Below are 12,454 nucleotides of genomic sequence, written 5' to 3'. Positions count from 1 at the left end.
CCGCAGCCCGCCCCCGGACCCCTCTCCGTGTCGTCCGCTACTCCCCCCTGGGCGGCCCGGAGAGGGATGGGGCGGCCAGGGCCCCGACCACTGCACAGGGCCCGGCCGCCCCGCGCCCGGTACATCGGTGGCGTGATGCTTCGGCGGCCGCGTGCGCTCCTTGGGGCATGAGCGCGTACCTCCGTCTGCGCGCAGTGCCGTCGCCGGCACTGCGCAACAGCTCGACCTGGCTCGAACGGAGCTTCGAGGACGACTCGGAGACCGTCCGCCGCTACCGCGACCAGGAGCGCATCTACGCCGGCGCTTCCCCGCACCACCCCCTCGCCCAGGACCGGCCTCAGAGCCAGGTGGTGCTCGGCGGCCGGCCGGTGTTCCGCGTCGACCGGCACAAACCACCGCTGCTGGTGCTGACGGCGGCCCAGACCCGCCGGGTCTCCGGGTTCCTGGCGATGGCCGACTTCGACGCCCTGTGGCACTTCGCCCGGGACGCGCTGCTGCCGCGCTACGGCGGCGTGCGGGCGGAGCCAGAGACCTGGCGTGCGTTCGCGGCGGCGCACCAGGAACTGAAGGCGTTCTACTCGCACACGGCCGAGCGCGGGGACGCGGTGGTGAAGTGGCTGCCCGAGGAGTGAGGAGTGGCTGCTGAGGAGTGAGGTGTAACAGTTCCGGGCCGCCGCGCTCTGTCCATGCGGACGACCACGCCGGTCGGCCAGGACAGGGGACACGACTCGTGCGGTGGACGGACGAAAGCGGCAGAACGTACGGCGAGGAGCCGTACGGCGGTGTGGGGAACGCGTATGCCCCCGGGCACGAGGGCGACGGCGCCCACACCGACACGGCCACGCTGCCCCGGGCCGCCGCGCACCAGGCGCCGTCCGACCCGTACCCCGTGCCTTTCGTGCCGGAACCGGACTGGGAGTCCGCACCGACCTGGGAGACGGAGCGGGGCCGGGACACGGAACCGGAGTCACCGGCGAGCGAGCCGGTGCGGCCGGTCTTCGTGGACGCCTCGGGCCGCCGCCAGCGCCGCGTGCTGCGCGCCGCCCGGCTGCTGATGATCCCCGCCGGCGGCTATGTCGTGCTGCTGGTCGGCACCCTGCTGGGCGGCCCGAGCGTCAGCGCCCCGTTCGTTCCGCAGCCGGACGCCACGCACCCGGCCACCGCCCGCGTGACCGGCTCCGACGCCCCCTCCGGCACCGGCCGTGCGGCGCCGCACGCGAACCCCGGACCCAGGACGCACAGGACGACGTCCGGCCGGACGGCAGCCCAGGCCGCCCCCGCGGCCGGGCCCGCCGCGGCGCCGACCAGGGCCACCTCCGCCATCCCGGCCCGCCCCCGCACCTCGAAGGGCCGCGCCCTCGGCACGTCCCACAAGCCCGTGAAGTGATCCAAGGCCCTGACGTGACAGACCGACGGCACCGCACCGCCCCCTCCCGCCGCAAGACCCCCGTCCGCCGCCGCGACCGCACCGGCCAGATCACACCGCGCACCCACTGGCTCCTGCTGAGCGTGCTCGCGGTGACCCTGTCGACGGCCCTCCTGCTCCAGGGCTACACCCACCACATGTTCGGGATCAGCCAGGACGACGTGACCGGTGCCCGCGGCCGGAGCGACGCCGTGCCCGGCCGGGTGGTCCACGGCGGCCCGGTGATCGCGAACGCCGCCGCCTCCGCGCAGACCGTCCAGGTCGCGGACCGCACCATCGCCCTCACCTTCGACGACGGCCCCGACCCCGTCTGGACGCCGCGCATCCTCGACGTACTGCGCCGCGACCATGTGCACGCGACCTTCTTCGTCGTCGGCACCGAGGTCGTGGACCACCCGGAGCTGGTCCGCCGGATGATCGCCGACGGCCACCAGATCGGCATCCACACCTTCACCCACCCCGACCTGTCCCGCCTCGCCCCGTGGCAGCGCTCCCTGGAACTGCGCGAGACACAGCTCGCGGTGGCCGGCGCGGCCGGGGTCACCACCGCGCTGCTGAGACCGCCGTACTCCTCGGAGAACGCCGCACTGGACGACGCCGACTGGTCCGTCCTGAAGCAGGCCGACCAGGCGGGCTACGTCACGGTGCTCACCACCCAGGACGCCGAGGACTGGCAGCGCCCCGGCACCGCCCGCATCCTCGCGAACGCGACCCCGCACGGCCACGCCGGGCAGATCGTGCTGATGCACGACGGCGGCGGTGACCGCTCCCAGACCGTCGCCGCCCTGAACGCCCTGATCCCGCGGCTCAAGGCACACGGCTTCCGGTTCACGACCGTCGGCGCGGCGGTCGGCATGGCCGGTCCCGTCCAGCGCGCCGGCCTCGGCGACCACCTCCAGGGCATGGCCCTCATCGCGGTGCTGCGGACCGGCGACTGGATCGTATGGCTGCTGGGCGCGCTGATGACCGCGGCCGGAGCGATCAGCGTGCTGCGCGCGGCGGTCGTGCTGATCGCGGCCCGCCGGCACCGAAAGCTGCGGACCGGGCGCCGGGGCCGCTCCTGGGGGCCGCCGGTGACCGAGCCGGTCAGCGTCATCGTCCCCGCGTACAACGAGAGCGCCGGGATCGAGGCGGCCGTGCGCTCCCTGGTCGCCTCCGACCATCCGGTGGAGGTCGTCGTGGTGGACGACGGCTCCACCGACGGCACCGCCGACCTGGTGGAGTCGCTCCGGCTGCCCGGGGTGCGGGTGATCCGGCAGGAGAACGCGGGCAAACCGGCCGCGCTCAACACCGGGCTCGCCGCGGCCTCCTGCGACCTGGTGGTCATGGTCGACGGCGACACGGTCTTCGAACCCGGCACTGTCCGCGCCCTCGTGCAGCCCTTCGCCGACCCCCGGGCGGGCGCCGTCTCGGGCAACGCCAAGGTCGTCAACCGCGGTGGTCTGCTGGGCCGTTGGCAGCACATCGAGTACGTGGTCGGCTTCAACCTCGACCGCCGGCTGTTCGACCTCGCCGAGTGCATGCCGACCGTGCCCGGAGCGGTCGGCGCCTTCCGCCGCCGGGCGCTGCTCGCCCTCGGCGGCGTCAGCGACGCCACCCTCGCCGAGGACACCGACCTCACCATGGCGCTGTGCCGCGACGGCTGGCGCGTGGTGTACGAGGAGGGCGCGGTGGCCTGGACCGAGGCGCCCGCGTCCCTGAACGCCCTGTGGCGGCAGCGGTACCGCTGGTGCTACGGCACCCTGCAGGCGATGTGGAAGCACCGCGGCGCGCTGGTGCAGCGCGGCGCCGCCGGCAAACTGGGCCGCCGGGGCCTGCTCTATCTCCTGCTCTTCCAGGTGCTGCTGCCCCTGCTCGCGCCGGCCGTGGACATCTTCGCCCTGTACGGCCTGGTCTTCCTCGACCCGCTGCGGATCGCCGGCCTGTGGCTGGCCTTCCTGCTGCTGCAACTCGGCATGGGCCTGTACGCCTTCCGCCTGGACGGCGAACGCCCCGGCCCGCTGTGGAGCCTGCCGCTGCAGCAGTTCGTCTACCGGCAGCTGATGTACCTGGTGGTGATCCAGTCCGTCTTCACCGCCGTGTCCGGCTCCCGCCTGCGCTGGCAGCGCATGGAGCGCTACGGCAGCCTGGCGTCGGCCCCGGCGGCCACCGGTCCGTCCGGGGAAGGCCGCTCCGCCGCCCCTGAACAGCCGGACCCGTACGGGGCCGTCCCCGGTCCCGGAACGTACGCGGCCGTCCCGCAGCCCGCACCCTACGGCTCCCTCCCACAGCCGGAGCCGTACGGGGGTCCTCCCCGGCCCGCGCCCCAGGCCGGCCACCGGCAGCAGCCCGTCCCCCACGACACCACCCAGTGGTCCTGAAAGGAAAGTGATCCGAGCCCATGAGCGGAACCCGGCGCCGACAGCCGCAGCGCAGCAGCTCCGGCAGCCGTGCGGCGGTCGGCCGCAGCAGGCGGCGCCGTAGCGGCCTGCAGAAACGTTGGATCGACTATCCCAGGGCGGGCCGCACGGGCCCGCGCCGCTGGCTGCCGTCGTGGCGCCAGGTGCTCGCGTCGTTCCTGCTCTGCGTCGGCGCAGTGGCCGCGGCCGTCGGGTACGCCTACGCCACGGTCACCATCCCCGACCCGAACCCCAAGGCGCTGCTCCAGAACAACGTCTACTACTGGTCCGACGGCACCGTGCTGGCGACCGACGGCAGCGTCAACCGGGAGAACGTCACCCTGGCGCAGGTCCCCGCCGATGTGCAGGGGGACTTCATCGCCGCCGAGAACGCCTCCTTCTACACCGACCCGGGCATCGACCCGCAGGGCATCGCGCGCGCCCTCGTGCACATGGCCGAGGGCGGCTCCGTCCAGTCCGGCTCGACGATCACCCAGCAGTTCGTCAAGAACACCTACCTCGACCAGTCGCAGACGCTCTCCCGCAAGTTCAAGGAACTGCTGATCTCCGCCAAGATCGGCGCGAGCATGAGCAAGCAGCAGATCCTCCAGGGCTATCTGAACACCTGCTACTTCGGCCGCCAGGCCAACGGCATCCAGGCCGCCGCCCGCGTGTACTACGGCCTCCCGGTCGAGAAGCTGAACGTGAGCCAGGGCGCGTTCCTCGCCGCCGCGGTCAACGAGCCGAGCCTCTTCCAGTACGCCGACGCCGACCCCCGCGCCCGGGCCCGGGCGCAGGCCCGCTGGTCCTGGGTGCTCGACCGGATGGTCACGACGGGCAAGCTGACGCAGGAGCAGCGCGCCCGCATCGCGGCGGCCGGCTTCCCGACGCCCAGGAAGTGGGCCCCCGGGTCCGGGCTCACCGGCCAGACCGGCTATCTGGTCCAGCTGGCCCGCTCGTACGCCCAGGCCCACGACCCCTCCATCACCGACAGTGGCCTGAGCCGGGGCGGTTACCAGATCCACACCACCTTCGACCGCAAGCGGACGGCGGAACTCGCCGAGGCCGTGGCGAAGGTGCGCGCGGAGCGCCTCGACCCCGCCCACCGGGCCGCCGACCGCAATGTCCAGGTCGGCGCCGCCTCGGTGGACCCGGCGACCGGCCGGATCCTGGCCGTCTACGGCGGCCCCGGCTACCAGCAGGCCCACTACTCGGACAACGCCGACACCTCCGGAGTCCCGGTGGGGTCGACCTTCAAACCGCTCGTCCTCGCCTCCGCGCTCCAGTACGGGGCCGTCCTGAAACCGGGCACGCCTCCGGCGCCGATCACCCCGGCCAGCAAGTTCGACGGCGACGACGGCATCCAGATCAAGGACCAGCAGGGCAACTACGTCACCGACGACAAGGACCCCACCGGCCTCCTCCACCAGCACAACGACACCACGCACCGCTGGGGGTACATCTCCCTGCGCACGGCGATGGAGCAGTCGGTCAACACGCCGTACGTGCAGCTGGGCGAGGACGTCGGCTACGCCGACGTGGCCCGCACGGCGAAGACCGTGGGCCTGCGCCCGGAGAGCCTCGCCGCGCCCAGCGCCGGCTTCTACATCGGCACCTCCACCCCGAGCGCCATCCGCATGGCGGGCGCCTACGCGACCTTCGCCGCCTCCGGGATGCAGGCCACGCCGTACTCGGTGACCAAGGTGACCCACGACGGCGCGGTCCTGCCCGGCTTCACGACCCCCGCCCCCGTACGGGCCCTGCCCGCACCGGTCGCCGACAACGTGACCGACGTCCTCAGGGGCGTCATCGCCCGGGGCACCGGCACCAGGGCCCAGGCCCTCGGCCGTACGGCGGCGGGCAAGACCGGCACCACCGACGACTACCGCTCGGCCTGGTTCATCGGCTACACCCGCCAACTGGCCACGTCGGTCGTCCTCTTCAAAGAGGACCCGGCGCACCCCCAGCTCCAGTCCCTGGCCGGCGTCGGCGGCCTGCAGAAGGTGTTCGGCGGAGACATCCCGACCGAGATCTGGACCCGGTACATGCACGACGCCCTCTCCGGCCTCCCCGACCTCCCCTTCCCCACCCCGGCCCCCCTGGGCCACGGCAGCGACGAGCCCGGCGTCCCCTCTCCCTCCCCCAAGCCCACCCACCCCCCGGCCAAGCACACCGGCACCCCGGGCAAGCGAAGGCCCGGCACCACGACCCCCGGTCCGGGTCCCGCCCCCGGCCCCAAGTGCCATGCGCACAAGTGCCGTTGACATCGGAAGGGCAGGCGTGCCGATGGCTCCGGAGGGCAGCTCCCGCTGAGGCCACGGGCGCGGTGAGGTGTAGGGTCCGGAGGCTGGTTGCGTGCCGGGTGCGCCCTGCTGTGGGTTGCCTGTGTGCTGCTGGCGCAGGGGCGGAACCGCGAAGCCCAGGAGTAGAGCATGAGGAAGTACGTCTGGGGTGCGGCGCTCACACTCGCGGTGGTGCCGGCGCTGGCCGGGTGCGGCGCTTTCGGGAAGGGCGCGCCCACGCCGGTCGCGACAGCCCCGGTGACGATGCCCGATCTGGTCGGGAAGAACGCCGAGAACGCCGAGGAGCAGTTGGAGAAGCTCGGTGTGCCGAAGAGCCGGATCGAGCTGCGGGCGGATGACGGAAACCATGTGGTGGTGCTGGTGGCGTCGAACTGGGACGTGAACGACCAGTCGGTGAAGGCGGGTGCGCGGCTCGGAGTGAAGCAGACGCTCGTGCTCGGCGTGGGCAAGCCGACGTGGCGCGAGCGTCATCACGGCCACCTGCTCTAGCCGAAGAGGGCGCCGCACAGCACTTCGCCCCGCCGGGCAACCGGCGGGGCGAAGGAGAACGTCTGCGCTGTATCTCTACTTGGTGAAGGCCGCCACGCCGTTCGGGGTGCCGAGGCCCGTCGGGCCGTCGTAGCCCTTGCCTGCCTTGCACAGGTAGGTGCCGCAGGATCCGTTGGCGCCGTCGGTGACGTCGTTCAGCTTGTCCGGGTGGGCGTAGGGGTAGGACGCCGGGACGTCACCGGAGCCCGGGGCGCCCGCGAGGGCGTAGACGCCGGCGATGAACGGCGCGGAGGCGCTGGTGCCGCCGTACACGTTCCAGCCGCTCGCCTGGTAGGTGTCGTAGACGGCGAGACCGGTGGCCGGGTCGGCGACGGCCGCGACGTCGGCGACGGCGCGCTTGGCGCAGCCGGTGTCCTTCTGCCAGGACGGCTTGGCGTCGAACTGCGAGCAGCCCGAGCCCGCTCCGTCGCCGCCGGCGGAGGCGCCCCACACGGACTCGGACCAGCCGCGGGTGCTGCTGTCCTTCTTGAGCGAGGTGCCGCCGACGGCCGTCACGTACTGCGAGGCGGCCGGGTACTCGGTGCCGTAGCCGCTGTCGCCGGAGCTGACGGTGATGGCGACGCCGGGGTGCTTGAAGTACTGGTCGTCGGCCTTGGTGTCGGCGGCCTCCTCACCGCCGCCGTAGCTGTTGGAAACGTACTTGGCGCCCTGCTTGACCGCCTGGTTCACGGCCGCGCCGAGGTCGTCCATGCTGGCCGACTTGGCCTCGACGAGCAGGATCTTGCACTGCGGGCAGGCCGCGCTGACCATGTCGACGTCGAGGGAGATCTCGCCCGCCCAACCGGAGTCGGGCGCCGGGTAGTTGGTGCCGCCGTCCTGGTCGGTCTTCTTGAAGCAGCCGTTGCTCGTGCTGCACTCCGGCAGGCCGTACTGGGAGCGGTAGGCGGCCAGGTCCTTCTCGGCGTTCGGGTCGTCGTTGGCGTCGACGATCGCGACCGTGGCGCCCTTGCCGCCGTCCTTGGGCAGGTTGTAGGCGGCCTGGAGGTCGGCCGGCCCGAAGCCCTTGGGGGTGTCGTGGCGGCCCAGGGACTTCTGCGGGGTGAGGTCGGTGCGGACGACCGCCTGGCAGGCCATGTAGCCGGGCCTGGTGGGCTGTGAACACAGCGAGCGGGTGTGCACCGTGGAGGTCGTGGCGGCCGCGGGCGATGCGGCGGTGGTGGTCGTGGCGAAGGCCGCCGACTGGGTGGCGACGGCCAGGCCGCCGGTGATCAGAGCTGCTGCAGACAGGAGCGCGGGCGCGCCGCGGCGTATCGGGTTCCTTCTGCGATGAGACTGCAATGAACTGCCCTCCGTGGGGGGATGGGTGGCTCCACGACGGCGGCCGGAGGCTGCGTTATCAGGTTCATGACAACCGCTTTCCGTTGGGGGTGGCCGGGTGGAGCCGGTTCGGGCATCCTGCTGATGCTGCCACCCTGGTCAGTGGTGGCTACTGATGAGGCTATGGACACTTTGCTGAAGAGAACAGAGCCAGTTGGTAAAATCCTTGGACTCAACTCTCGGCGTCGACCGGTACGTTGTGCAGCCATGGAGCTTGAAGACGGAACCATCAACGACCTGATGTCGCTGGGCCTGGCCCGGTACGAGGCGCGGGTCTACCTGACCCTCATCAGGCGTGGTTCTTACACGGCCGCCGAGGTGGCCCGGGAGGCCGACGTACCGCGCCAACGTGTGTACGACGTGCTCGACGCCCTCGTACGGCGGCGGCTGGCGACCACCCACCCCGGCCGGGTGGCCACGTACTCCGCCGTCACGCCCGAGCTGGCCCTCGCCCGCCTGATGGCCGCGCAGCGGGAGACGATCGACCGACTGGACCGGGTCTCCCAGGACTTGGCCGGCATCCTCCAGCCCCTGTGGTCCCAGGGCCGGGAGCACACCGACCCGCTGGACTACATCGAGATCCTGCGCGACCCGAAGGCGATCGCCGAACGCTTCGCCGACATCCAGCGGCAGGCACGGCACGAACTGCTCACCTTCTGCAAACCGCCGTTCGTCGCCCCCACCGAGAACACGGACGGCCTGGCGGTGGTCGACCGACTCCACCACTCGGGCGGCACGGTCCGCGCGATCTACCTCGACGACGCCCTGGCCGACCCCGAGCAGGTGGAACACGTACGGCGCTTCGCCGCGGCGGGCGAGGAGGCCCGCTTCGCCCCCGAACTCCCACTGAAGCTCGTCATCGCCGACGCTTCCCTCGTCCTGTGCGACATGCCCGACCCCGTGGCCGGCGCCGACTCCACCACCACCCTCTTCATCGAGCACCCGGCCCTCGCGGCCTGTCTGCGCCTGGCTTTCCACACGGTGTGGACGAACGCCACACCCGTCACCCGGCGGGCAGGCTGACCGTGAACCTCGCCCCGGGCGCGGGTCCGGGGGCGTACGACACCTCGCCCCCGACGGCCCGGGCCAGGCGTCGGGCCAGCGGCAGCCCAAGGCCCGCGCCGTCGTGGCCGTCGCCCGAGTCGGCGCGTCGGCCGGGCTGGAACAGCTCGGCCACGAACGCCTCCGGCACGCCGGGACCGTCGTCGGCGACGTCGATCCGCACGACGCCGGGCACGCGCACCGCGGACACGGTCACCCGGGAGCGGGCGTAGCGGGCGGCGTTGGCGAGCAGGGGACTGAGGATGCGTTCGAGGAGCGCGGGGGCGACCCCTGCCTCCAGCACCGGTGCTTCCGCCTCGACCGCGGTCTTCACCCGGTCCGGCGTGTCGAGGTGCTGGAGCAGCCGGTCCAGGACGGGCACGACATCGGTCGTCCCCGGGGTCGTCGCCGGGTTCAGCGCGTTCTCGCGGGCGTCGTTCAGCAGCGTGTCGCAGATCGTGCGCATGGACTGGGCGGCCTCGGAGATCACTTCCTGCGCGGCACGGGTCTCGGCGTCCGTGCGGGGGCGGCTCCGCCACCAGTCGAGCTCCATGATGATCCGGGTGAGCGGGGTGCGCAGTTCGTGGGACAGCTCTCCCGTCAGCTGCTGTTCATGGCGCAGCACGGTGCGGGTGCGGTCCAGGAGCTGGTCCAGCGATGCGCCGAGGCGGGCGAGTTCGGCCGGATGGTCCGCCGTGCCGAAGCGCTCGTCGGAGCCGATGGCGCTCCACTGGGTGGCCTGGTCGGTCATCGTCCGCACCGGGCGCAGGGCCCGGCTGACGGAGAGTCGGGTGAGGGCGTAGGTGCAGCCGAGCATCACGGCGTCGAGGATCAGTGACCCCAGCAGCAGGGTGTCGGCCGAGCCGCGGTACGGAGCGAGATCCAGGGCGGTGACGACGGTGGCCCGTGAATGCCGACCGGGGAGGGGCTGGGAGCACAGCCTGATGGGCGGGTGGCCGTGGGTGTGGACGGTCGCGCAGGCGTGCCCGGGCCGCTCGGCCAGCCGGTGGGCGCCCCGGGTCAGCGGGCTGCCGGCCCTGGCGGACGGCGGCTTCTCCAGCAGGCGGGGTCCGGCGTAGATCCACACGTTCGCGTCGAGGAGGCGGTCGTTGACGGTCTCCAGGACGCGTACCCGGGGGCCGTTCGTGTCGACGGTCGTGGCCACCGCCGCCGCGCGGTTGCGCAGTTCGTCGTCGGCCTGGTGCTGCAGGTGACGGTCCATGACGGCGTTGAACACCACCGTCAGGATCGTCATCAGCAGGGCGGTGGCTGTCAGCGCCGCGAGCGAGAGCCGGCCGCGCAGGGTGCGGGGGGCCATACGGCGGAGGTGACGGAAGGCACGGTTCATGACAGACGGTGTCCGATCCCGCGCGCCGTACCGAGGGTGAGGCCGCTGCCCGCCTCGCGCAGCTTGCGGCGCAGTCGGCTCAGGTACTGGTCGAGGGTGTTGTCGCTGACCTGCGCTCCCTCGGGCCAGCCGGCCCGCACCAGGTCGCGGCGGCGCACGAGGCCCCCGTCGGCGGCGACGAGCGTGGCGAGCAGCCGGAACTCGGTCGGGGACAGGGCGGTGCGGGCACCGTGCACGGTCATGCTGTGGTGCACCGCGTCCAGGACCAGGTCCCCGGCGGTGGCCACCGTCGCCGGCGCGGCGGTCCGTCTGAGGGCGGCTCTCAGCCTGGCGGCGAGTTCCGCGAGGTGGAAGGGCTTGGGCAGGTAGTCGTCCCCGCCGGCGGAGAAGCCGGACAGCCGGTCGTTGAGGTGGTGCCGGGCGGTCAGGAAGATCACGGGGGCGAGGAAGCCGTTGGCCCGCAGCGCCTGGCACACGTCCCGGCCGTCCGCGTCGGGCAGGCCGACGTCGAGGACGGCCGCTGCGATGTCGGCGGTGGCCAGCCGCAGGGCGGTGGCGCCGTCGGCGGCCAGGACCGGCTCGAAGTCCTCGTCGGACAGGCCCCGGCGCAGTACGTCCCGCAGGGCGTGATCGTCCTCGACGACAAGGATCTTGAGGCGCATGATGCTCCAGAGGCCTTCCGGTCGGAGTCGTACGTGTCAGGGCCGCCGCGGCGGCCGCCGGGCCGTCAGGACCGACGCGACAGCCACGGGGCCCTCCGGGCCGACGCGACAGCCGCCGAGCCATCCATCATCGGCGGACTACCTGCCATCCATCGTCGGTGGACCGCCTGCCGTCCATCGTCGGCGGACAGCCGCTGTCCAACACCGGCGACCGGCCGCCGTCCGGGACGACGCACCAGCCGCGGGGCCGCTCGGGATGATGCGGCAGCCACCGGGCCTTCCGTCTCGGCGGACCGCCTGCCGTCCATTATCGGCGGACAGCTTGCCGTCCATCATCGGCGGACCGCCTGCCGTCCGGGACGACGCGGCAGCCGCCGGGCCGCTCGGGATGATGCGGCAGCCACCGGGCCTTCCGTCATCGGCGGACCGCCTGTCATCCATCATCGGCGGACCGCCGCCGTCCGACACCGGCGACCGCCTGCCGTCCGGGACGACGCGGCAGCCACCGGGCCGCCCGGGACGCTGCGACAGCCGTCGGCCCGTTCGTCATCGGCGGACCGCCCGCCGTCCGTCATCGGCGGACCGCTCGCCGGCCACCGGCGCTCCCGGCGCACCACCGGGGCCTACGGCGCTCCCGGCGCACCGGCCACCAGCACCACCGGCCACCAGCGCACCAGCGGCGCACCAGCGCACCGCCCGCCACCTGCGCGCCGTCGGCCACCGGTGCCGGTGTCACTGCTCATGGGGTCACCAGAAGGGCGCCCAGGCGCCTGGCGGTGAGCCATCGTGCCAGGGTTCCCGCCTGCCGTCGCGCCGCGGACATCGCCCCGAAGGCCACCAGCGCGCCGACGACGAGGCCGGCCAGGACGTCGTGCGGATAGTGTGCGCCGACCCACACCCGGGAGACTCCCATCGCCAGTGCGGCCACGACGGCGACCGCTCCCAGACGGCGCGAGACGAACACCAGGGCCACGGCAGCGGCGGCGGCGATGGCCGCGTGGTTGCTGGGGAAGGACCAGTCGCCCGGCGCCGGACACGCCTCCAGCGTCCTCATGTGCAGGCTCTGGCACGGCCGGTCCTCCCGCACCGCCAGCTTCAGCACGGCGTCCACGCCGTACGCCAGGACCACGACCACCGGCACCACCAGCGCGATCACCGCGGCGGTGGCACCGGTGTGCCGGGCCCGCCACCAGCCGAGGGCCGCCAGGACGGCGAACACCGCGAGCCCGTACGTCGACCAGGCCGAGACCGTGTCGTCCAGCCAGCCGGGCGAGTGCTGTGCGAGACGGACCACGTCCGAGTAGACGGAGCCGTCGACGGAGGACCCGTCGACGGCCAGGATCACTGGTTCCCTCCCGTCGCGTCGGCGCCCCGGAAGAACACGTGGACGGGGGGCTGGGGAGCCGGCTGCGGCGGATGGGGCATGGGTG

The 12,454-nt window shown here is 73.0% G+C and carries 10 protein-coding genes; 6 read left to right on the top strand and 4 right to left on the bottom strand.

All coding sequences use genetic code 11. The features are described 5' to 3' along the window. The first annotated feature begins 167 nt into the window (after positions 1–167). From ACZ5NH_RS15760 to ACZ5NH_RS15740, 5 genes are all read left to right on the top strand, one after another. Positions 168–632, top strand: coding sequence for a DUF1877 family protein (locus ACZ5NH_RS15760; protein WP_468775585.1), 465 nt, complete (start codon positions 168–170; stop codon positions 630–632). Positions 633–730: 98 nt separating this feature from the next. Next, positions 731–1,387 (top strand): hypothetical protein, encoded by a 657-nt coding sequence (locus ACZ5NH_RS15755; protein ID WP_468775584.1) that lies wholly within the window; start codon positions 731–733, stop codon positions 1,385–1,387. 14 nt (positions 1,388–1,401) lie between these two features. After that, entirely contained in the window at positions 1,402–3,786 is a 2,385-nt protein-coding gene (locus ACZ5NH_RS15750) for a bifunctional polysaccharide deacetylase/glycosyltransferase family 2 protein (RefSeq protein WP_468775583.1), read from the top strand. A 20-nt stretch (positions 3,787–3,806) separates the two neighbouring features. After that, positions 3,807–6,068 carry a transglycosylase domain-containing protein gene (locus ACZ5NH_RS15745; RefSeq protein ID WP_468775581.1) on the top strand — a complete coding sequence of 754 codons (2,262 nt, stop codon included), beginning with the start codon at positions 3,807–3,809 and terminating at the stop codon, positions 6,066–6,068. A gap of 168 nt (positions 6,069–6,236) precedes the next feature. Further along, on the top strand, positions 6,237–6,596 hold the full coding sequence (locus tag ACZ5NH_RS15740; protein WP_468775579.1) for a PASTA domain-containing protein: 360 nt from the start codon (positions 6,237–6,239) through the stop codon (positions 6,594–6,596). A gap of 75 nt (positions 6,597–6,671) precedes the next feature. Here the strand turns inward: ACZ5NH_RS15740 and ACZ5NH_RS15735 are convergent, their stop codons facing one another. Continuing rightward, on the bottom strand, positions 6,672–7,934 hold the full coding sequence (locus ACZ5NH_RS15735) for a S53 family peptidase (RefSeq protein ID WP_388623129.1): 1,263 nt from the start codon (positions 7,932–7,934) through the stop codon (positions 6,672–6,674). A gap of 246 nt (positions 7,935–8,180) precedes the next feature. Here ACZ5NH_RS15735 and ACZ5NH_RS15730 point away from each other — a divergent pair, with 246 nt between their 5' ends. Continuing rightward, positions 8,181–8,996 (top strand): TrmB family transcriptional regulator, encoded by an 816-nt coding sequence (locus ACZ5NH_RS15730; protein ID WP_388623132.1) that lies wholly within the window; start codon positions 8,181–8,183, stop codon positions 8,994–8,996. On the opposite strand, the gene ACZ5NH_RS15725 is transcribed toward ACZ5NH_RS15730, so the two are convergent. The 3 genes from ACZ5NH_RS15725 to ACZ5NH_RS15715 all read right to left on the bottom strand — a co-directional run bounded on the left by ACZ5NH_RS15725 (position 8,977) and on the right by ACZ5NH_RS15715 (position 12,369). Then, entirely contained in the window at positions 8,977–10,332 is a 1,356-nt protein-coding gene (locus ACZ5NH_RS15725; protein ID WP_468775576.1) for a sensor histidine kinase, read from the bottom strand. The two genes, ACZ5NH_RS15730 and ACZ5NH_RS15725, sit on opposite strands and share 20 nt — an antisense overlap. A gap of 26 nt (positions 10,333–10,358) precedes the next feature. After that, on the bottom strand, positions 10,359–11,024 hold the full coding sequence (locus ACZ5NH_RS15720; RefSeq protein WP_468775574.1) for a response regulator transcription factor: 666 nt from the start codon (positions 11,022–11,024) through the stop codon (positions 10,359–10,361). Positions 11,025–11,763: 739 nt separating this feature from the next. After that, entirely contained in the window at positions 11,764–12,369 is a 606-nt protein-coding gene (locus tag ACZ5NH_RS15715) for a phosphatase PAP2 family protein (protein WP_388623139.1), read from the bottom strand. Positions 12,370–12,454 lie beyond the last annotated feature (85 nt).

The organism is Streptomyces sp. NPDC031426 (genome assembly GCF_055581585.1).
The sequence above is the reverse complement of the archived record's forward strand: the minus strand, read 5'-3'. Positions and strand labels throughout refer to the sequence as shown.

Bases quoted from the DNA above. Each gene is read 5' to 3' on its own strand.
- ACZ5NH_RS15760 (WP_468775585.1), top strand. From the start codon at position 168: ATGAGCGCGTACCTCCGTCTGCGCGCAGTGCCGTCGCCGGCACTGCGC.
- ACZ5NH_RS15745 (WP_468775581.1), top strand. From the start codon at position 3,807: ATGAGCGGAACCCGGCGCCGACAGCCGCAGCGCAGCAGCTCCGGCAGC.
- ACZ5NH_RS15740 (WP_468775579.1), top strand. From the start codon at position 6,237: ATGAGGAAGTACGTCTGGGGTGCGGCGCTCACACTCGCGGTGGTGCCG.
- ACZ5NH_RS15730 (WP_388623132.1), top strand. From the start codon at position 8,181: ATGGAGCTTGAAGACGGAACCATCAACGACCTGATGTCGCTGGGCCTG.
- ACZ5NH_RS15725 (WP_468775576.1), bottom strand. From the start codon at position 10,332: ATGGCCCCCCGCACCCTGCGCGGCCGGCTCTCGCTCGCGGCGCTGACA.
- ACZ5NH_RS15720 (WP_468775574.1), bottom strand. From the start codon at position 11,024: ATGCGCCTCAAGATCCTTGTCGTCGAGGACGATCACGCCCTGCGGGAC.